Origin of the sequence: Mesorhizobium sp. WSM3873 (genome assembly GCF_001672445.1) — a bacterium.
In the GTDB taxonomy this organism is placed as follows: domain Bacteria; phylum Pseudomonadota; class Alphaproteobacteria; order Rhizobiales; family Rhizobiaceae; genus Mesorhizobium.
In genome coordinates this window covers 145,114-164,592 of the sequence record NZ_LYTM01000057.1, presented here as the reverse complement: position 1 = coordinate 164,592, position 19,479 = coordinate 145,114, and the positions used below count along the sequence as shown (strand labels likewise).

18 protein-coding genes are annotated in these 19,479 nt (G+C 64.2%); 5 read left to right on the top strand and 13 right to left on the bottom strand.

What is annotated here, in order from left to right; all coding sequences use genetic code 11:
- The first annotated feature begins 157 nt into the window (after positions 1 to 157).
- The 5 genes from A9K71_RS29195 to A9K71_RS29175 all read left to right on the top strand — a co-directional run bounded on the left by A9K71_RS29195 (position 158) and on the right by A9K71_RS29175 (position 5,346).
- Positions 158 to 1,123 carry a tripartite tricarboxylate transporter substrate-binding protein gene (locus tag A9K71_RS29195; protein WP_067003996.1) on the top strand — a complete coding sequence of 322 codons (966 nt, stop codon included), beginning with the start codon at positions 158 to 160 and terminating at the stop codon, positions 1,121 to 1,123.
- 121 nt (positions 1,124 to 1,244) lie between these two features.
- Positions 1,245 to 1,781 carry a tripartite tricarboxylate transporter TctB family protein gene (locus tag A9K71_RS29190; protein WP_067003994.1) on the top strand — a complete coding sequence of 179 codons (537 nt, stop codon included), beginning with the start codon at positions 1,245 to 1,247 and terminating at the stop codon, positions 1,779 to 1,781.
- A gap of 5 nt (positions 1,782 to 1,786) precedes the next feature.
- Complete coding sequence (locus A9K71_RS29185) at positions 1,787 to 3,310, top strand: tripartite tricarboxylate transporter permease (RefSeq protein WP_067003992.1); 1,524 nt, start codon at positions 1,787 to 1,789, stop codon at positions 3,308 to 3,310.
- A 15-nt stretch (positions 3,311 to 3,325) separates the two neighbouring features.
- A complete protein-coding gene (locus A9K71_RS29180; RefSeq protein ID WP_067003990.1) occupies positions 3,326 to 4,510 on the top strand; it encodes a CoA transferase in 1,185 nt (394 codons plus the stop codon).
- Positions 4,507 to 5,346, top strand: coding sequence for a citryl-CoA lyase (locus tag A9K71_RS29175; protein ID WP_067003988.1), 840 nt, complete (start codon positions 4,507 to 4,509; stop codon positions 5,344 to 5,346). The genes A9K71_RS29180 and A9K71_RS29175 overlap by 4 nt, the downstream gene beginning before the upstream one ends.
- A 109-nt stretch (positions 5,347 to 5,455) precedes the next feature.
- On the opposite strand, the gene A9K71_RS29170 is transcribed toward A9K71_RS29175, so the two are convergent.
- The 13 genes from A9K71_RS29170 to A9K71_RS29110 form a co-directional block, all read right to left on the bottom strand.
- On the bottom strand, positions 5,456 to 5,923 hold the full coding sequence (locus A9K71_RS29170) for an NUDIX hydrolase (protein WP_067003986.1): 468 nt from the start codon (positions 5,921 to 5,923) through the stop codon (positions 5,456 to 5,458).
- A gap of 144 nt (positions 5,924 to 6,067) precedes the next feature.
- Complete coding sequence (locus tag A9K71_RS29165; RefSeq protein WP_245299831.1) at positions 6,068 to 6,331, bottom strand: hypothetical protein; 264 nt, start codon at positions 6,329 to 6,331, stop codon at positions 6,068 to 6,070.
- 169 nt (positions 6,332 to 6,500) lie between these two features.
- The gene (locus A9K71_RS29160; protein ID WP_067003982.1) at positions 6,501 to 7,193 is read right to left on the bottom strand and encodes a response regulator transcription factor; all 693 of its coding nucleotides are present in this window, start codon (positions 7,191 to 7,193) and stop codon (positions 6,501 to 6,503) included.
- The gene (locus A9K71_RS29155; protein ID WP_067003980.1) at positions 7,190 to 9,913 is read right to left on the bottom strand and encodes a sensor histidine kinase KdpD; all 2,724 of its coding nucleotides are present in this window, start codon (positions 9,911 to 9,913) and stop codon (positions 7,190 to 7,192) included. Before A9K71_RS29155 ends, A9K71_RS29160 begins: the two co-directional genes overlap by 4 nt.
- Positions 9,914 to 9,969: 56 nt before the next feature.
- Positions 9,970 to 10,533 (bottom strand): potassium-transporting ATPase subunit KdpC, encoded by a 564-nt coding sequence (kdpC, locus tag A9K71_RS29150; RefSeq protein ID WP_067003978.1) that lies wholly within the window; start codon positions 10,531 to 10,533, stop codon positions 9,970 to 9,972.
- Positions 10,534 to 10,545: 12 nt separating this feature from the next.
- Positions 10,546 to 12,642 (bottom strand): potassium-transporting ATPase subunit KdpB, encoded by a 2,097-nt coding sequence (kdpB, locus tag A9K71_RS29145; protein ID WP_067003973.1) that lies wholly within the window; start codon positions 12,640 to 12,642, stop codon positions 10,546 to 10,548.
- On the bottom strand, positions 12,639 to 12,875 hold the full coding sequence (locus A9K71_RS29140) for a hypothetical protein (RefSeq protein ID WP_245299830.1): 237 nt from the start codon (positions 12,873 to 12,875) through the stop codon (positions 12,639 to 12,641). Before A9K71_RS29140 ends, kdpB begins: the two co-directional genes overlap by 4 nt.
- A 1-nt stretch (position 12,876) precedes the next feature.
- A complete protein-coding gene (kdpA, locus tag A9K71_RS29135) occupies positions 12,877 to 14,580 on the bottom strand; it encodes a potassium-transporting ATPase subunit KdpA (RefSeq protein WP_067004200.1) in 1,704 nt (567 codons plus the stop codon).
- A gap of 22 nt (positions 14,581 to 14,602) precedes the next feature.
- Positions 14,603 to 14,692, bottom strand: coding sequence for a K(+)-transporting ATPase subunit F (locus A9K71_RS29130; protein ID WP_067003971.1), 90 nt, complete (start codon positions 14,690 to 14,692; stop codon positions 14,603 to 14,605).
- Between the two features lie 492 nt (positions 14,693 to 15,184).
- On the bottom strand, positions 15,185 to 16,276 hold the full coding sequence (locus A9K71_RS29125) for a Gfo/Idh/MocA family oxidoreductase (protein ID WP_067003969.1): 1,092 nt from the start codon (positions 16,274 to 16,276) through the stop codon (positions 15,185 to 15,187).
- A 74-nt stretch (positions 16,277 to 16,350) separates the two neighbouring features.
- Positions 16,351 to 17,523 carry an ABC transporter substrate-binding protein gene (locus tag A9K71_RS29120; protein ID WP_067003968.1) on the bottom strand — a complete coding sequence of 391 codons (1,173 nt, stop codon included), beginning with the start codon at positions 17,521 to 17,523 and terminating at the stop codon, positions 16,351 to 16,353.
- A gap of 73 nt (positions 17,524 to 17,596) precedes the next feature.
- Positions 17,597 to 18,445: an ABC transporter permease gene (locus tag A9K71_RS29115; RefSeq protein ID WP_067003966.1), complete on the bottom strand. Its 849-nt coding sequence runs from the start codon at positions 18,443 to 18,445 to the stop codon at positions 17,597 to 17,599.
- Positions 18,442 to 19,275: an ABC transporter ATP-binding protein gene (locus tag A9K71_RS29110; RefSeq protein ID WP_067003964.1), complete on the bottom strand. Its 834-nt coding sequence runs from the start codon at positions 19,273 to 19,275 to the stop codon at positions 18,442 to 18,444. Before A9K71_RS29110 ends, A9K71_RS29115 begins: the two co-directional genes overlap by 4 nt.
- Positions 19,276 to 19,479 lie beyond the last annotated feature (204 nt).

Below are 19,479 nucleotides of genomic sequence, written 5' to 3'. Positions count from 1 at the left end.
GACATGCGGATTTAGTCCGATCCTATGCGTTCTGTCCAGCAGAATGGCATTCCCGTTGACAGAACGCGGTAACAAATGCTTGAACTCGAATGCGGGTCTTAATTCAGGCCACGTCTTGGCAGGCACCGGAGGAGGTGTCGTGATTTGGAGGAATCCCATGCTGAACAGACGCAGATTCTTGTCGACCACCGCCGCCGGCTTCGCGGCTTTGCATTTCGGACCCGCCTTTGCGCAGGACGCCCCGCAAATCCAAATTTTCGTGCCGGCGGCCCCCGGCGGCGGCTGGGACCAGACCGCGCGCACGATCGATCAGGTGCTGCGCTCCGAAAAGCTGATCTCAGGCTCGCAGATCACCAATGTCGGTGGCGCCGGCGGCACGGTCGGCCTGCCGCAATTCGTCAACCAGTGGAAGGGCAAGGGCAACGCGCTGATGGTTGCCGGCATGGTCATGGTTGGCGCCATCATCGCCAACAAGGCCGCCAACAATCTCACCGAAGTGACGCCGATCGCGCGCCTCACCGGCGAGTTCGAGGCGCTGGTGGTGCCGGCAGCCTCGCCGTTCAAGACGGCCAATGATTTCGTCGCGGCTCTGAAGGCGGATCCGACGAAGGTTCCGGTGGCCGGCGGTTCGGCCGGCGGTTCCGACCACATCCTGTTCGGCCTGATCGCCAAGACGGCCGGCGTGCCTGCCGCCAACCTGTCCTATGTGCCGTTCGCCGGCGGCGGCGAGGCGCTGTCGGCGCTGCTCGGCAACCAGGTCGCGGCCGGCATTTCCGGCTATGGCGAATTCTCCGAGCAGGTCAAGGCGGGCGCGCTCCGGCTGCTGGCGATCTCGTCGGACAAGCGCCAGGAAGGCATCGACGCGCCGACATTGAAAGAGGCCGGCATCGACGTCGAATTGTTCAACTGGCGCGGCGTCTTTGCACCCCCCGGCGTTTCCGACGAAGACAAGGCGGCGATGATCAAGATGGTCGAGATCATGGCGAAGAGCGAGGCCTGGGCGACCGAGTGCAAGAACCGCAACTGGACGCCGATTCTGCTGACCGGCGACGATTATGCCAAGTTCGTCGCCGAGGACACGACACGCATCGGCGCGATCCTCAAGGATCTCGGCCTCGCCTGATCGCCTCCTGCCTGATCTCGAAGGAGGCTGCATCGCCTTCTTCGTAGACAGCGGACATGCGACGGTTCAATGAAACTGCGGCGAAGCCGGCAGTGGAAGGCCGGCTTCCGGGGAGGAGATCATGAGCACCAGCGACCAGCAGGCGTCACCGCCGCGCCTTGCCATACCCGAATTGCTGATCGGCGTCGGGCTTCTTGCCTGCGCCGGGGCCGTTGCCTGGCAGACCCTGGCGATCCCGGTTTCGCCGCTCTATTCCAAGGTCGGCCCGAAGGTCTTCCCCTACATGACCATGGCCGGCATGGTGATCCTGTCGCTGCTGCTCATCGTTGCCGCCCTGCGTGGCGGCTGGCAGCCGGACGAGGAAAAGGAGACGCCGACCGATTGGAAGGCGATGGGTTTCGTGGTCGCGGGGCTCGTTGCCAATCTCGTGCTGATCCAGCCGCTCGGCTTCACAGCCGCCTCGGTGATCATGTTCGTGCTGGTCTGCTTCGGCTTCGGCAGCCGGCATCCGCTGCGCGATGCGCTGCTCGGCCTGATCTTGGCGCTGGCGGCCTATTTCGGATTCGCCAGAGCGCTCGGCGTCAACATCGGGGCCGGCCTGATCGAGAACCAGCTCAACGCGTTGATCAGCGCCCTCGTCGGCATCGGAAGGGGCTGAGGACGATGGACACCGTCGGTTATCTCGCGCACGGATTTGCGGTCGCCTTCACGCCGACCAATCTCTTGTGGTGCCTGCTCGGCACGACGCTCGGAACCGCGATCGGCGTGCTGCCCGGCCTCGGGCCGGCGCTGACCATCGCGCTGCTTTTGCCGATCACCTACCAGGTGGCGCCGGAAGCTTCCTTCATCCTGTTTGCCGGCATCTATTACGGCGCCATGTATGGCGGCTCGACGACGTCGATCCTGCTCAATACACCGGGCGAAAGCGCCACCATCGTCACCGCGCTCGAGGGCAACCGGATGGCGCGTTCGGGCCGCGGCGGCGCGGCGCTTGCGACTTCCGCGATCGGCTCGTTCGTCGCCGGGACCATCGGCACGCTGGGCGTCGCCTTCCTGGCGCCGATCGTGGTCAAGCTGGCGCTGGCTTTCGGGCCGGCGGAATATTTTTCGCTGATGGTGCTCGCCTTCATCACCGTTTCGGCGGTGCTCGGCTCGTCCTCTGTGCGTGGGCTTACCAGCCTGTTCGTCGGCTTCGTCATCGGCATGATCGGCGTCGACCTGCAGACCGGGCAGCCGCGCTTCACCTTCGGCATGGGCGAGTTGCTCGACGGCGTCGACGTCATCATCGTCGCGGTCGGCCTCTTTGCGGTCGGCGAGACTCTCTACGTGGCCTCGCGCCGCTATGCCGGGAAGGACGAGATCGTGCCGCTGAGGGGCTCGCTCTACATGACTGCTTCCGAATGGGCGCGCTCGTGGAAGCCGTGGCTCAGGGGCGCGGCAATCGGCTTCCCGATTGGCGCCCTGCCCGCCGGCGGGGCCGAGATCCCGACCTTTCTGTCCTATGCCATCGAAAAGAAGCTTTCCAAGCACAAGGAGGAGTTCGGCACGGTCGGCGCCATCGAAGGCGTCGCCGGGCCGGAGGCTGCCAACAACGCGTCGGCTGCCGGCGTGCTGGTGCCGATGCTGACGCTTGGCCTGCCGACCTCGGCAACGGCGGCGATCATGCTGTCGGCCTTCCAGAGCTACGGCATCAATCCCGGACCGCTGCTGTTGACGACGCAGGCCAATCTCGTCTGGGGCCTCATCGCCAGTCTGTTCATCGCCAACGTCATCCTCGTCATCCTCAACCTGCCGCTGATCGGCCTATGGGTACGATTGCTCAAGATCCCGGCGCCGCAGCTCTATGCCGGGATTCTGGTGTTCGCCACCGTCGGGACCTACGGCATCTCGCAGTCGCCGATCGATCTCATCATCCTCTATCTGCTGGGCGCGGCGGGTTTCTTGATGCGCCGCTTCGATTTTCCGACGGCGCCGGTCATCATCGGCATGATCCTCGGGCCGCTCGCCGAGACGCAGTTCCGCCGGGCGATGACGATCGCCAATGGCGACTGGACGGTGTTCTACCGGCACCCGCTCTCGCTGACGCTTTTAACGCTCGCCTTCATCGGTCTGGTCGGCCCGCATATCTGGGCCTGGATCGAACGCCGGCGCACGCGCGGACCAGAGCATGTGCCGGGCGATGCCTGACCGATCTGGAGCATCATGACAGACCTGCTTTCCGGCATCCGCGTCCTCGACCTCACCAATGTGCTGGCAGGTCCTTACTGCGCCTACCAGCTGGCGCTGCTCGGCGCCGACGTCATCAAGGTCGAGGCGCCGCCGGGCGGCGATCTCGCGCGCCAGCTTGGCGCCTCGCCGGAGCTCAACAAAGCCGGCATGGGTGCATCCTTCCTGGCGCAGAACGCCGGCAAACGATCGGTGGTGCTCGACCTGAAGCAGGAGGCCGACCGCGAGCGCTTCCTCAACCTGGTCGCCACGGCGGACGCACTGGTCGAGAATTTCCGGCCCGGCGTGATGGATCGGCTCGGCCTCGGCCATGAGAAGCTGAAGAAGGTGCGGCCAAGCCTCGTCTATTGCGCGATATCGGGTTTCGGCCAGACCGGCCCGATGCGCGGCAACCCGGCCTATGATCAGATCATCCAGGGGCTGTCCGGGATCATGAGCATCACCGGCACGCCGGAAACGGCGCCCCTGCGCGTCGGCTATCCGGTCGCCGACACGCTGGGCGGGCTGGTGGGGGCCTTCGCCATCGCTGCGGCGCTGGTGCGGCAGAAGACCAGCGGCGAAGGCGCCTTCCTCGACGTGTCGATGCTCGAATGCACGCTGTCGGCGCTAGGATGGCCGGTGTCGAACTATCTGACGGCGGGCGTCCAGCCTCAAGCCATGGGCAACGAGAACATGACGGCCGCGCCCTCCGGCGCGTTCCGCACCGGCGAGGGCCTGCTCAACATCGCCGCCAACAAGCAGGAGCAGTTCGTCATCCTTTGCGGCTTGATCGGCCGCCCAGAGTTGGCTTCGGATCCGCGCTTCGCCGAGCGCGAGACGCGCAAAGAGAACCGGGCAGCGCTGAAGCCGCTCATCGAAGACGCGCTTGCCGGCGCTCCTGCGGCGGTCTGGGAAGAAAAGCTCAACCGCGCCGGCGTGCCGGCCGGGCGGGTGCTGACGATCCCGCAAGTGCTGGAGGAACGCCAGGTCATCGAGCGCGGCATGACGACCCGCTTCCAGGAGATACCCGGAATGGAGAAGCCGCTCACGGTGGTGCGCGGCGGCTTTATGGTCGACGGTGCGGCTCCCGTGCCAGCCGGCCCTCCGCCACGTCTTGGCGCGCATATGGACGACGTGTTCGCCAGCTTGCCGGCGCGCGGCAAAGGGAGGGCGCGGGCATGAGCGCGGACAAAAGGACCGGCCGCGAGCGCGGCGAAGAGTGGTGGCAGACCGGCATCATCGAGATGCGGCCCGGCGTGATCCGGCTGCGCGGCTACGAGATCCAGGATCTGATCGGCCGCGTCAGCTTTCCGGCGATGATCTGGCTGATGCTGCGCGGCGATTTGCCGGGCGACGATCAGGCGGCGCTGCTCGGCATCGCGCTCGGGGCCGCCGTCGACCACGGCCCGCAGGCGCCGTCGATCGCGATCGCGCGCATGGCGGCGACCTGCGGCGTCGGCATCAACAACGCCATGGCCTCCGCCATCAATGTGCTGGGCGACGTGCATGGCGGGGCCGGCGAGCAGGCGCTTTCCTTCTATGGCGACATCGCTGCCGCAATGGATGGTGGCGCGAGCCTCGCCGAAGCGGTGAGTGCGCGGCTCGACCGGATCTTCGCCGAGGAAAAGGACTACGTGCCCGGCCTCGGGCATCGCTTCCACCCGATCGATCCGCGGGCGCCGCGCCTCATCGAACTGACGCGCGACTTCGCCGGGCGCGGGGTCGTCAGCGGGCGCTTTGCCGACATTGCCGAGGCGATCGAGGCGGAGGTGGCGACACGCAAGGGCAAGACGATCCCGCTCAACATCGATGGCGCCACGGCCGTCATCTATGGCGAGCTTGGCTTCCCGCCGCCGCTGACGCGCGGCCTCTTCGTGCTGTCGCGTTCGGTAGGCATACTGGCGCATGCCTGGGAGCAATCACAGGAGAGCGACCGCAACAAGGGACCTCTGCCCAAAGAATGGCTGTGGGCCTATAGCGGCACCCCGGCACGGCCGTTTCCTGGCGACTCCGATTAGAGCGTTTCACCGTTCGACGGGAACGGCGAACCAATCTATCTCTTTGTTTTGACGGAATTCCTGACGGATGCCGTGTCACACTTTCGTGGAATTGCGCCAGGCCATCGTCTTACGCCGGATCGGTCGCCAAGCCCGTCAAATCCCTCAGCAGCGTGGAAAGCTCGGGCTCGTCGATCAGCAGGGCCGCATCGGCCGCCGGCAGCCAAGCCCGCTGACGGTTCACGGCCTCCCGCCAGTCGGCCATCTCCTCGCTGACCTCGAGCAGGTAGACGACCACGTCGACACGGACGAAACGGCTGGCCATGCGCTTCCAATAGGAGTAGCCGCCGGCAGGCTGCTTCAGCGCCTTGCCCAGCACGCCCGCCTCTTCCTGGGCCTCGATCGCGGCCGCCTTGCGCCCGCTCTTACCTTTCATCGGCCAGCCCTTGGGCACAATGAAACGTTTGGTCGTGCGCGAGGTGACCAGCAAGACTTCAAGCTGGCCGTCGCCGCGTAGGCGAAAGGGGATGGCCGCCACCTGGCGGATCCGCTCTCCCTTCTTTGCCCTGCGTACTGCTTTCTTCTTGGCTGCTGCCATCCCAAATCCGATCAAAGCGGCATTCCTGCCGTACGCTATCCGCACGGCAAAAACCTCGCTCCTGCAAATCCCAAAACCGCCGCCCATGCAAGCCGGCGCGCTGCCGACAGTAAGTCGGCTAAGTAAACCCAAAAAAGAAAAATGTCAGCGGCAGACGCGCGAAATCGTGGTGCCGATCACCTGAGACTGGCAATTCTGCTTGACGATCGGCACTTCAGGGCGAGCCTTCGGAACGATCTGCCGGTCCTGCTCGCGGTAAAGCTGCTGCTGTTGCTGGAATTGTCGTCGCTGCAGCTGGTTCCGGAGCGCCTGCAGCTCGTTATGTTGGATCAGGGCGTTGCGGTCTGTGGGAATGACGACCTGCGCGGAGGCATATGAAGCCGCGCCCAAAAGGGCGGCAGTCGACAAAGCCGCGGCAATCAAAGCCGCCGATAGCCGAGGATGCGACATCGCTTCCTTCCCGCACGAAAAACAGAAACCTTGCCGTAATATAGGGTGTTTGTGCGGATCTACCATGGTTCAAGCGACCGATCTCGCGGCACAGCCTCGATCGGTTGGATGATGCCCGCCGGTTCCTTCAATCGACCTCGCGCAAACGGTAGCCGACGCCGGTCTCGGTGATGATGTAGCGCGGCTGGTCCGGTGTCTTCTCGATCTTCTGCCTCAATTGGCGGACATAGACCCTGAGATATTGCACGTCCGTCGACTCGTTCCAGATCTGCTTCAGCAGGAACCGATGGGTCAGAACCTTGCCGGCATACTGCACGAGCATGCGCAGGATATCGTATTCCTTCGGCGACAGTTTTACTTCCCTGCCCTCTACCTTGACGATGCGCTTCACCAGGTCGACCGAAAGGTCGCCGGCCTGGAACACCGGCTTCTCGCCCTGCTGCTGGAACTTGTGGCGCAGCGCCACGCGGATGCGGGCGACGAGCTCGTTCATGCCGAAGGGTTTCGTCACATAGTCGTCCGCGCCGATCTCGAGCGCCTGGACGATGCCGGCCTCGTCGGTGCGGCTCGACAGGATGACGACCGGAATGTCGAGGCCGTCGTCACGCCATTTGCCGAGCAGTTCGAGGCCCGTCATCCCCGGGAGGCCGAGATCGAGCAGGATCAGGTCGGGCCGCTGCGCCTGCATGAGCTCGATCGCTGCCTTGGCGTTCGGTGCCTCCGATACGGCATAGCCCTGGCTGCCGAGACCGACCCGAAGCAGCCTGCGGATCGGCGGCTCGTCGTCGACGACCAGGATGCTGACGTTCTGACCGGTCATGCGGCGTCATCCGTTTTGGCGACGGCAAGGTCCGGAATTTCCTGCGGCACCGGCATGCGGATGGTGAAGATCGCGCCGGGCCGGTCGGTGCGGTTCGTCGCCGAGATCCTGCCGCCCATGGCCTCGACGAAGCCGCGACTGATCGACAGGCCGAGACCGGTGCCGGCGCGGACCTGGTCGCGCTTGCGCACCCGGTAGAAGGTGTCGAAGATCCGTTCGAGGTCGTTTGGCGGGATGCCTGGTCCCTCGTCCATGACCTGCAGGATGACGGAGCCGTTGTCGACCCAGCCTTGCAGGCGGATGGTCGAGCCGGACGCGGAATATTTGGCGGCATTGTCTAGGAGGTTGAACAGCGCCTGCTCGAACAGCACCGCGTCGAGGCGCAGCATCGGCAAGTCCGGCGGAAGGTCGGTGTCGATGCGGTGCTCGCCGGTGATCTTGCGAGCGCGATCGAGCGCCGAGCCGACGATATCGCCGACATAATGGAGGGCGTAGTTCGGCTCCATGGCACCGGACTCGATCTTGGTCATGTCGAGCAGATTGGCGATGAAGCGGTTGAGCCGCTCCGATTCGTCGACCACCGTCGACAGGAGTTCCGCGCGGTCTTCTTCGGGAAGGGCGGCCGCGTATTCCCGCAGCGTGCCGGCGGCACCCATGATGGCGGCCAGCGGCGTCTTCAGGTCATGCGAGATCGAGGTAAGCAGCGCCGTGCGCAGCCGGTCCGCTTCCGCCGCCAGCCTGGCGCGGTCGACATCGGCGACAAGCTGGATGCGCTCGATGGCGACCGCCGCCTGATCGGCAAGCGCGTCGAGAAGGCGCTGCTGCTCGGGGGTCAGCAAAGGGCCCTGCTTGTCGTTGTCGAGGCCGACGACGCCGACCGCTGTCCGGCCTGTTCGCAAGGGCAGATAGAGGCGTTTGGCGCCGGGCAGCGTATCGGCGCCGCGGCCGGCGGGGCGGTCATGTTCCCAGGCCCAGCGGGCGGCCGCGATGTCGGCCTCGGCGAGCGTATCGTCCGGCGGATAGCCGGCCTTGACGGTGATCGTTCCATTCTCGGGCAGAAGCAGCACCACGCGCACTTTCAGCATCGAGGCGATCTGGAAGGCGGTGGCCCACAGCACGTCGTCAAGCGTGCCGGCGCCGGCGAGCTTCTTGGAGAACGAGTAGATGTCCTGCGTGGCTCGCGCGCGTGAGCGGGCGGCGACCGCCTGGCGCTGGACGCGCGCCGTCAGATTGCTGGCGATGACTGCGACAACGAGAAAGACCGCGAAGGCAACGATGCTCTCCGGATCCCTGATCGTGAACGTATAGCGCGGCTCGAGGAAGAAATAGTTGAAGGCAAGCGCGCTCAGGAAACAAGCGTAGAGCGCCGGCCAGAGTCCGAACGTCACCGCCGAAGTCAGCACCGCCAGCAGCAGGACGCTGGCCAGATTGCGGACATCGAGGAACTGATCGAGAATCGAGCTGACGGCCACCGCGCCGGCGACATAGGCCGTCGAGAACAGATAGGGCCAGATCTGGAAGGGCTTCTGCTCGGACGCGGCCTTCACCCGGGCCGACGGAATGTCGGCATCGCGCTCCTTGCCCGAAATGACATGGACGCTGATGTCGCCGGCATTGCGGATCAGGTCATAGGTGAGCGAGCCCTCGATCAGTTCCCGCCAGCGCGAGCGGGTCGGCCTGCCGATGACGATATGGGTGAAGTTGTTCGCCGTCGCATGGCGCACGATGTCCTGGGCGACGTTCTGGCCCGGGATGGTCGCCACCTCGGCGCCGAGCTGTTCGGCAAGGCGCAGGTTTGTCGCCAGCCGGTCCTTGTCCTCTTCGGACATGCCGGCCAGGCGAGGCGTGTCGACATGCAGCGCCGTCCATGGCGCCCGCAGGCGATCGGCGAGCCGGCGCGCGTAGCGGATACGAGCGCCCCCGTCCGGACGCGAGTCGACGCAGACAAGGACCCGCTCGCCGGCCGCCCACGGTCCCGGAATGGCGTGGGACTGCATATGGCTGAGGAGCTGTTCATCGACGCGCTGCGCGGTGCGTCGCAGCGCCAACTCGCGAAGCGCCGTCAGATTGCCAGGCGAAAAATAGTTCTCGATCGCGCGCTGAGCGGTTTGCGGGAAATAGACCTTGCCTTCATGCAGCCGCTTGATCAGGTCGTCCGGGGTGAGGTCGATGACCTCGATGTCGTCGGCCTCGTCGATGATGGAATCCGGAACGGTTTCGCGCACCCTGACGCGGGTGATCTGCGCCACGACGTCATTCAGGCTTTCGACATGCTGGATGTTGAGCGTGGTGTAGACGTCGATGCCCTGCGACAGGATTTCCTGAACATCGAGATAGCGCTTGGGATGACGGCTGCCGGGCGCGTTGGTGTGCGCGAGTTCGTCGATCAGAACCAGCTCCGGCCGCCGTTTCAGGATGGCGTCGATGTCCATCTCGTCGAGGACGCGGCCCCTGTATTCGACCTCGCGGCGCGGGATCACCTCATAGCCTTCGACCAGCGCCTGGGTTTCCTTGCGGCCATGCGTTTCAACGACGCCGATCGCGACGTCGATGCCGTCGGCGCGCCGGGCGCGGCCTGCCAACAGCATCTCGTAGGTCTTGCCGACGCCGGGCGCCGCGCCAAGGAAGATGCGCAGACGGCCGCGGCCCTCCCGCTCCGCGTGCTCGAGCAGCGCGTCGGGAGAAGGTCTGTTCTCGAAGTTGGTCCTGTCGTCCGGCATCAAGTCCAATCATGGATTGCACCGGGGATCGTGTCGATCCCCGCTGCGGGTGCTGATTATTTGAGATCGTCGAGCCCCATGTTGAGGGCCAGCACATTGACCACCGGCTCACCCATGAAGCCCAGCTCGCGATCCTCGACATGGCCGTCGACAAGCGATTTCACCTTGGCTTCATCGATGCCCCTGGCCTTGGCAATCCGCGGCACCTGGAAATAGGCCGCCTCCGGGCTGATCTCGGGATCGAGGCCGCTGCCAGACGTGGTGACGAGATCCATCGGAACCGGTGCGTTCGGGTTCTCGGCCTTCAGCCTGTCGGCGTCGGCCTTGATGCGTTCGATCAGCTTCGCATTGGTCGGCCCGAGATTCGAGCCGCCGGAGGAGGCGGCGTTGTAGCCGTCGCCGGCTGCCGAGGGCCGCCCGTGGAAATAGCGGTCGCTGGCGAAGGCCTGGCCGATCAGTTCGGAGCCGATAACCTTACCATCCTTTTCGATCAGGCTGCCATTGGCCTGCCTGGGAAACAGCGCCTGCGCGATGCCGGTCATGCCGATCGGATAGATAAGGCCGGTCAGCACCGTGAAGAACACGATCATCACGATCGCGGGTCTGAGTTGCTTGAACATCGGAATGGGTCCCTATGCCAGGCCAAGAGCCGTGACGATCAGGTCGATCGCCTTGATGCCGGCGAACGGCACGATGATGCCGCCAAGGCCGTAGACGAGAAGATTGCGGGTGAGCAGCGCGCCGGCGCCGATGGCGCGGTATTTCACCCCCTTCAGCGACAGCGGGATCAGCGCGACGATGATCAGCGCGTTGAAGATGATCGCCGACAGAATGGCGCTCTGCGGCGTCGCCAGATGCATAATGTTGAGCGCCTGCAGCGGGCCCGCCGACTGGCCGGGCGCGACGTAGAACACGGCGAACATGGCCGGGATGATGGCGAAATACTTGGCGACGTCGTTGGCGATCGAGAAGGTGGTCAGCGAACCGCGCGTCATCAGCAGCGCCTTGCCGATCTCGACGATCTCGATCAGCTTGGTCGGATCGCTGTCGAGGTCGACCATGTTGCCGGCCTCGCGCGCGGCGACCGTGCCGGTGTTCATGGCGACGCCGACATCGGCCTGGGCGAGCGCCGGCGCATCGTTGGTGCCGTCGCCGCACATCGCGACAAGCTTGCCCTTGGCCTGTTCCTCGCGGATCAGCGACAGCTTGTTTTCAGGCGTCGCCTGGGCGAGGAAGTCGTCGACGCCGGCTTCGGCCGCGATGGCCGCTGCGGTCAGCGGATTGTCGCCGGTGATCATCACCGTGCGGATGCCCATCTTGCGAAGCTCGGCGAAACGCTCGCGAATGCCGCCCTTGACGATGTCCTTGAGGTGGACGACGCCGAGCAGGCGCCCGTCGCGCTCGACCGCCAGCGGCGTGCCGCCGGCCTTGGCGATCTCGTCGGCCCTGGCCTGCAGGTCGCGCATGGTGTCGCTTGTCGGACGCGTGCCATGGCTTGCGACCGTTGCTTGATTGACATGGGCTAGCACGGCATCGACCGCGCCTTTGCGCACCGACGAGCCGTCGATGTCGACGCCGCTCATACGGGTCTGCGCGGTGAAGGGCACGAAAGTGGCATGCAAGGTCGCCATATCGCGGGCGCGGATGCCGTATTTTTCCTTCGCCAGCACCACGATCGAGCGGCCTTCCGGCGTCTCGTCAGCCAGCGAGGCCAATTGAGCAGCATCGGCAAGCTCCTGTTCGGACACACCCTTCACCGGATGGAACTCGGTCGCCTGGCGATTGCCGAGGGTAATGGTGCCGGTCTTGTCCAGGAGCAAGGTGTCCACGTCGCCGGCAGCCTCGACGGCGCGGCCGGACATGGCAAGCACGTTGAAACGCACCAGGCGATCCATGCCGGCAATGCCGATGGCCGAAAGCAGCGCGCCGATCGTGGTCGGGATCAGCGTCACGAACAAAGCGACGAGGATCGTCACCGGGATATAGCCGCCGGAGTAAGAGGCGAAGCTCGGGATGGTCGCGGTGGCCAGGACGAAGATCAGTGTCATGCCTACAAGCAAGATGTTGAGCGCGATCTCGTTCGGCGTCTTCTGGCGCTCCGCACCTTCGACCAGCGAGATCATGCGGTCGAGGAATGTCTGGCCGGAGGCGGCGGAAATGCGCACGCGAATCCAATCGGACAGCACCTGCGTGCCGCCGGTGACGGCTGAGCGGTCGCCGCCGGATTCGCGGATGACAGGCGCGGATTCGCCGGTGATTGCTGCCTCGTTGACGGAAGCCACCCCTTCGATCACCTCGCCGTCGGAAGGGATGATGTCGCCGGCTTCGACCAGCACGATGTCGCCGACCTTCAGGCTGGTGCCAGGCACCAACTTGAACTTGCCGCGATCCTCGCCGTTGACGAGCAGCTTGGCCTGGGTCTCGGTGCGTGCCTTGCGCAGCGAGTCGGCCTGCGCCTTGCCGCGCCCCTCGGCCACCGCCTCGGCAAAGTTGGCGAACAGCACGGTGAACCACAGCCAGATGATGATCTGCAAGGTGAAGCCGAGATCGCCGCCGCCGGTGATGACATCCTTGACGAACAGGACGGTGGTGAGTGCTGAGACGATGGCGACGACGAACATCACCGGGTTCTTGATCAGCGTGCGCGGATCGAGCTTGCGGAAAGCGCCGCCAATGGCGGGCATCAGGATGCTGGCATCCAGAATGCTCGCGGATTTGGACTGGCTCATTTCAGGACTCCGGTATCGGTGATGTTGGATGGCGCCGGGTGTTCGGTCTTCGGCAACAGATGCGGAAGGCCGGAGGCCAGCAGCCAAAGCACGACCAGCACGGTCGCCATGCCGAGGAAGGTGGAGAGCGTCGGGAAAGGACGAGGCTTCTCGTCCCCTCCGTCATCGGGCGTTCCGTCACCGGATTGGTGACGATCGTGCCGACGCATGTTGTTGAACCAGGGCATGGTCATCTCAGAAAGTCTGTCCGCGGATCATCGCCAGATGCTCGACGATCGGACCGACGGCGAGCGACGGGAAGAAGGTGAGGCCGCCGACGATGACGATCACGCCGACCAGGAGGCCGACGAACAGCATGCCGTCGGTCGGGAAGGTGCCGGCGGAAGCAGGCACGGTCTTCTTCGTGGCCAGCGAGCCGGCGATGGCCAAAGCCGGGATGATGACCAGGAAGCGGCCCATCAGCATGCCGATCGCGATGGTGATGTTGTACCAGGGCGTGTTGCCGGTCAGTCCGCCAAAGGCCGAGCCGTTGTTCGCGGCCGCCGACGTATAGGCATAGAGCACCTCCGAGAAGCCGTGCGGGCCGCCATTGGCCATCGAGGCCACCGCGCTCGGCAGGACCACGGCGATAGCCGTGAAGATCAGCATCGCCAGCGGCAGGCAGAGGATGGCAAGCATCGCCATCTTGACCTCCTTGGCTTCGATCTTCTTGCCGAGATATTCCGGTGTGCGGCCGACCATCAGGCCGGCAACGAAGACGGCAAGGACGACGAACATCAGGATGCCGTAGAAGCCGGCGCCGACGCCGCCGACGATGACCTCGCCAAGCTGCATGTTGATCAGCGGGATCATGCCGCCAAGCGCGGTGAAAGAATCATGCATGGCATTCACGGCGCCGCACGAGGCGGCCGTGGTGATGACCGCGAACAGCGCCGACAACGCTATCCCGAAGCGCGTCTCCTTGCCTTCCATATTGCCGCCGTCGATGCCGAGCGCATGCAGTAGCGGATTGCCGGCAGCCTCGGCCCAGTAGCAGATGACGACGCCGACGAGGAACAGCACGGCCATCGAGGCAAGGATCGCCCAGCCCTGGCGCTCACTGCCGACCATCCGCCCGAAGACGTTGGTGAGACCGGCGCCCAGCGCGAAGATCGACAGCATCTGGATCAGGTTCGAGATGGCGTCCGGATTCTCAAAAGGATGCGCGGCATTGGCGTTGAAGAAGCCGCCGCCATTGGTGCCAAGCATCTTGATGGCGACCTGCGTGGCGACTGGGCCGAGCGCGATCGTCTGCTTGGCGCCTTCCAGCGTGGTGGCGTCGACATAGGGTCCAAGCGTCTGCGGGATGCCGAGCCACACATAGACGAGCGTCAGCACGACGCAGGCCGGCAGGAGCACGTAAAGCGTGCAGCGGGTCAGGTCGATCCAGAAACTGCCGATCGACTTGCCCGAGGCGCGGGCAAAGCCGCGGATCAGCGCGATCGCAATGGCAATGCCGGTGGCGGCCGAAACAAAGTTCTGGACGGTGAGGCCGGCCATCTGCACGAGGTAGGACATCGTGCTTTCGCCGCCGTAGTTCTGCCAGTTGGTATTGGTGACGAAGCTCGCCGCGGTGTTGAAGGCGAGCTCCGGTTCGACCGCAGCCATCCCGGCGGGATTGTAGGGCAGCGCGCCCTGCAGCCGCTGCAAGGCATAAAGCACGAGGAAACCGGCGAGGTTGAAAAGCAGCATGCCGGTGGCGTAGGCGGCCCAGTGCTGTTCTTCCTTCTCGCTTGTCCCCGCGAGGCGATAGAGGCCGCGCTCGATCGGGACAAGCACGGGCGACAGCAACGTACGATCGCCTTTGAAGACCCGGTGCATGTAGCCGCCGAGCGGCTTCACGAGCAAAAGCAGGATCCCGCAATAGACGAGGATCTGTATCCAGCCGTTGAGTGTCATGAACTGACTTTCCATATGCCGATCAGAAGCGCTCTGGGCGGATGAGGGCGTAGGTGAGGTAGGCAAGCAAGAACAAGGTCACCGCGCCGCCGAGGACGTAGTCGAAAAGCATTGTAAGACCCTTCGATCAGATTCTGTCGCAGGCTTTGACGTAAGCTAAGGACAGGACGAAGAACAAAATCCCCATCCCGAACACAACGAGGTCCATTGCAGGCATTCCTTGTTTCCGCTTGTGTTTGCACCCCGACACGGTCGAGTTCAAAATTGCACAGGACCGCCCGTCATCTTGGCGGCGATGGCGATGAAAGTGTTTTTCGAGGGGAATATGGACCCGACCGCCATAAAGGTTCGAGACGAGGCGGGGAGCAAAGATATAGGAATTTTATAGGAAATTGACGCCACGCGGATGAAGGCGGAGGGCGACGTGCTATTCCAAAGTCCGGAAGCTAGTTGGCCGGCCGTCGGTCCTTGCACGGCATCTCCTCTTCCAACTGCGTGGAGAGCGCTCCCTAGCGGCCCGACTGGCTGCATGCCGATCGGCACGCCGCCGGCGGACTGCCCATCCGCGAAGGGCTTAGGGCTGCGCGGCAGGTGACTCGGAGCTTCAGGTCAGCTCGACGGTCCGCTTCTCCGCGATGCTCTGCTCGGCGGCTAGCACGATGCGCAGGCTGTTGACGGCGGCATCCATTTGCTCGGTCAGATCGAGGTCCTCACGGATGGCGCGCAGGAAGAAGGCCTGCTCGCGGTCGCAAAGCTCCTGATGGCCGGGCTCGTCCTCCATGCTGACGATCTCGTCGGGCTTCGAGAAGTTCTTGTCGCCATCGACCTGCGCGTAGTGGATCTTCAGCGCGTCGGTCTTGGTGTGGCGGTCGATGTCGGCGGAATCCGATACCTCCTCGGCTTCCTTGGCGCTGCTTGCGGACTGGCCGGCGACGATCGAAACGGCGCCCTTCGGGCCGACCACATCCTTCACGAAATAGGCGGTCTCGCTCATCATCGGGCCCCAGCCGGCTTCATACCAGCCGACCGAGCCATCATCGAAAGTGACGTGCAGATGGCCATAATTCTGCTTGTCGGCTTCGGCCCAGAGCTTGGCGCCGATGCCGTGCACGCGCACCGGCTTGGCGCCGGTCAGCTGGCACATGACGTCGACATAGTGCACGCCGCAGTCGACGATCGGGATCAGCGAGTCGATCAGGTTCTTGTGCCAGTGCCAGGCGCTGCCGCTGCTCTGCTGGTTGAGGTTGAGGCGCATCACCAGCGGCTTGCCGAGCGTCTTGCCGACCTCGATGAATTTGATCCAGGACGGGTGGACGCGCAGGATGTAGCCCAGAACCAGCTTCCGGTTCTTGGCCCGCGCGGCGGCCACCACCTTCTCGGCGTCGGCGATGTTGGTGGCGAGGGGCTTTTCCATGAACACATGGCAGTTGGCGGCGATCGCCTTCAGCGCGTATTCGGCATGCGTGTTCGGCCAACTGTTGATCGAGACCGCGTCCGGCTTGGTCTCCTTCAGCGCCAAGTCGAAATCCTCATAGAGCGGATAGCCGGCGAGCTCCTTCGGGATCTTCTTGTTGCTCTTGATGGTGCGGCTCATGATGCCGACGATCTCGAAGCCGTCGGAGCGGTGATAGGCGCTCGCATGCGAAGCGCCCATATTGCCCAGACCAACCACCAGGATTTTTACTTTGTCGGCCATGTCAGCCTCCCCAATGCTCTTTGAACAGTAGCTCGGGCGGCATCAGGCGCCGCCCGATGGTCAATGCGCCCGCCTTACTTGACGGCGGAATCGAACAGGTGCGCCTTGATCTTCTCGACGTCGAGCGCGGCAAAGCCTTCCGACAGTTTCACGCCGTCGGCATCGGCCTTGACCTTCGCCTTGTCGAAGTCGTTGGCGGTCGGAATCAGGTCGTTGGTGCAGACGTCTTCGGCCTTCACCGGCGCGGTGATCTGGCCGATCTTCAGGATCTCGTCGAAAAAGCCCTGCCAGCTCGCCATGTCGTGCGAGCCCCAGCCACTGCGCTTGTCCATGTCACCGCGGAAGACGTTGATCTGCTGCAGGATCGAGGTGGTGCCGAGCTCAGGGCCAAGGTTCTTGGCCAAGGTCGGGAATTGCTCGAACACGGCTTCGACGGCCGCGCGCGGGTTCTGGTAGCCGAATTCGAGGCCCATCGCCCAGCCGCGCAGATATTTTTCGAGGAAGGCCTTCTTGTCGGGATCCTCGAGATCGGCGGCGCGCACGACGAAGGTGTTGGCCGGAAGCTTGGAATTCTGGACGCCGAGCCAATATTCGAAGTCGAGGTCCTTGGCGATCCATTCGGCGCGCAGACCTTCCCAGGAGAGTGCGGCATCGCCTTGGCCGCCGGCGAGCGCGGTGCCCCAGGTCGGCCACCCGGCCTCGACATATTTCACCTTCTTGATGTCGACACCCTGCGCGGCAAGCAGCGGATCGACGATCGCCTGCCAAGCGGCGGAGCCGAGAAGGATCGTTTTGCCTTCGAGGTCCTTCAGGTTCTTGGTGCCCTGGCCCTTGCGGAAAGCGATGCTGAAGGTGTCGCGCGCGCCCATGTGGAACACCGACTTCAGCTTCATGCCGTTCTGGATGGCGAAGGAGAAGACACCTGGCGAGGGGAAGCCCATGTCGGCCTGGCCGACATCGACGAACTTGACCGTCGCGGTGCCGTCAGACGGACCCGGCTGCATGTCGGTGGCGAGGTCGCCGAAATAGCCGGCCTTCTTGGCCGACCAGTAGGGATAGTCGTCCAGCACTTCGAGCGTGCCGCGCGGCGAGATCCAGGTGAATTTTTCATAGGCCGCCGCCCTGGCTTTCAGACCCGATGCGCCGAGCGCGGTGGCGGTCACCACGCCGGCGGCCGTCACTTGCAGGAAGTAGCGGCGGCTGATGCCCGCTCTTGTCGCCGTACTGAATAAGCTTTCGTTGGTCATGGCATTCCCCTTTTGTTGATTGCCCTTATCGATCGCTTGCCCTTGCCTTCGCCCGTCTCCCGGGCGTCCGCGCTCATGCCTCCCAGCTCGCCCATTTCTTGCCGATCAGGAAGAAGAGCACGTAGATCAGGATGCCGAGCGTCGACAGGATCAGCACCACCGCGAAGAATTGCGGCATCTGGATCATCGACGAATACGAGGTAAGCCGGTTGCCGAGGCCGAAGCCGCCGCCGACCATCTCGGCACCTACCGCAGTGAGGAGCCCGAAGATCGCGCCGATCATCAGCCCGACCAGGATCATCGGCAGCGCCATCGGCGCGCGGATCTTCCAAAAGATCTGCAAGGTGCTCGCGCCATAGGAGCGAGCGAGCGCGATCTTGGCGCTGTCCACGCGCCGGAACCCGGTCGCGGCATTGATCATCACCATCGGTCCGGCGGCTAAAGCTACCGCGATAATGCGCGGCGTGTAGCCGAAGCCGAAGCGCAGGATGAGAAGCGGCACCAGCGCCAGCATCGGCGTGGTGACGAGGATCAAGATGTAAGGCGCGACGATCTTCTCGGCGAAGGGAAACTGCGTGATCACCGCCGCCATCACCAACCCGACGACGGCGCCGATGGCAAAGCCGGAGAAGAGCTCGACCAGCGTGTAGCCGAGATGCGGCGCGATCAGCGGGAATTCGTCGAACAAAGCGTAAGCGATCGCACTCGGCGGCGGCATGATGTATTGCGGCACGTGGAAGATGCGCAGCGCCAGCTCGATGCCGCCGATGATCACCACCGCGACGACGAGAATCGCGGCCACCTCGGCACCGGACTTGATGCCTGGGCCGCCGGCGAAGGCGGAGAGGTTGGTGAGGCTGACATCCTGGCCGTCACCGGACTTGGCTTTGGAGAATTCCGGAATGGCGTCGCCCCCGCTCACGGTCTGATCCTCACGATTTCAGCGCTCTTGTGTTCCAGCTGCTCCTGCGCCTTCGGCCGGCGCTCGCCGACGATGTCCATCTTGATGCGGTTGGTGAGGTCGAAGACCTCCTTGGTGGCCATGATCTCCAGCGAGCGCGGGCGCGGGAACGGCACGTCGTAGACCTTGGCGACGCGTCCCGGCCGCGCGGTCAGCACCACGACCCGGTCGGAGAGGAAGATCGCTTCCTCGATGCTGTGGGTGATGAAAACGATGGTCGTCTTGGTATCGAGCCAGATCTCCTCGACGAGGCGGTTCATCTCCTCGCGGGTGAAGCTGTCCAACGCACCGAAGGGCTCATCCATCAAGAGCACGGAAGGCTTCAGCGCCAGCGCGCGGACAATCGCCGCGCGCTGCTGCATGCCGCCGGAAAGCTCGCGCGGGAACTTGCCGCCGAAGCCGTCGAGCCCGACGCGATGAAGCAAATGCGCGATCCAGGCGCGATCGGGCTTCTCGCCCTTGATCTCGAACGGGAAGTTGATGTTGGCGTCGAGATTGCGCCAGGGCAGAAGGTTCGCTTCCTGGAAGACGATACCGATCTCGGGACGCGGGCCGGTGACCTCCTTGCCGTCAAGCAGTATCGCGCCGCTGGTCAGACGATGCAGGCCCGACATCGACCACAAGAGCGTGGTCTTGCCGCAACCGGAGGGGCCGACGATGGAGACGATCTCGTTGGCGTGCACGTCGAGGCTGCAGCGGTCTAGGGCGAGAAGATCGCCGGAGGCCGTGGTATAAACCTTGCTCGCTGCCTGCACGCCGAGCTTCGGCGTTCTTGCGCTGCCGGTATTCATGCTCCCCTCGGAGACTGCGTGATTGGGTTGCCGGAGCCCCCTCTGTCCGCGAAATCAGTCTGTAACTATCCTACTTTACTGTCAAGCGGCGGCAAAGATCTGGCGCCATCAGATTCAACCAAAGCTTATCTAAGTGACTGATTTCGCCTTGTTTAGACGGGCTTGCAGTGTGTGTTACTTTCCTACATACTCACTTCGGCTGAT

Coding starts and splice junctions, on each gene's coding strand:
- A9K71_RS29120 (WP_067003968.1), bottom strand. CDS start 17,523: ATGACCAACGAAAGCTTATTCAGTACGGCGACAAGAGCGGGCATCAGC.
- kdpB (WP_067003973.1), bottom strand. CDS start 12,642: ATGAGCCAGTCCAAATCCGCGAGCATTCTGGATGCCAGCATCCTGATG.
- kdpA (WP_067004200.1), bottom strand. CDS start 14,580: ATGACACTCAACGGCTGGATACAGATCCTCGTCTATTGCGGGATCCTG.
- A9K71_RS29140 (WP_245299830.1), bottom strand. CDS start 12,875: ATGACCATGCCCTGGTTCAACAACATGCGTCGGCACGATCGTCACCAA.
- kdpC (WP_067003978.1), bottom strand. CDS start 10,533: ATGTTCAAGCAACTCAGACCCGCGATCGTGATGATCGTGTTCTTCACG.
- A9K71_RS29130 (WP_067003971.1), bottom strand. CDS start 14,692: ATGCTTTTCGACTACGTCCTCGGCGGCGCGGTGACCTTGTTCTTGCTT.
- A9K71_RS29110 (WP_067003964.1), bottom strand. CDS start 19,275: ATGAATACCGGCAGCGCAAGAACGCCGAAGCTCGGCGTGCAGGCAGCG.
- A9K71_RS29170 (WP_067003986.1), bottom strand. CDS start 5,923: ATGGCAGCAGCCAAGAAGAAAGCAGTACGCAGGGCAAAGAAGGGAGAG.
- A9K71_RS29195 (WP_067003996.1), top strand. CDS start 158: ATGCTGAACAGACGCAGATTCTTGTCGACCACCGCCGCCGGCTTCGCG.
- A9K71_RS29185 (WP_067003992.1), top strand. CDS start 1,787: ATGGACACCGTCGGTTATCTCGCGCACGGATTTGCGGTCGCCTTCACG.
- A9K71_RS29175 (WP_067003988.1), top strand. CDS start 4,507: ATGAGCGCGGACAAAAGGACCGGCCGCGAGCGCGGCGAAGAGTGGTGG.
- A9K71_RS29180 (WP_067003990.1), top strand. CDS start 3,326: ATGACAGACCTGCTTTCCGGCATCCGCGTCCTCGACCTCACCAATGTG.
- A9K71_RS29125 (WP_067003969.1), bottom strand. CDS start 16,276: ATGGCCGACAAAGTAAAAATCCTGGTGGTTGGTCTGGGCAATATGGGC.
- A9K71_RS29160 (WP_067003982.1), bottom strand. CDS start 7,193: ATGACCGGTCAGAACGTCAGCATCCTGGTCGTCGACGACGAGCCGCCG.
- A9K71_RS29190 (WP_067003994.1), top strand. CDS start 1,245: ATGAGCACCAGCGACCAGCAGGCGTCACCGCCGCGCCTTGCCATACCC.
- A9K71_RS29155 (WP_067003980.1), bottom strand. CDS start 9,913: ATGCCGGACGACAGGACCAACTTCGAGAACAGACCTTCTCCCGACGCG.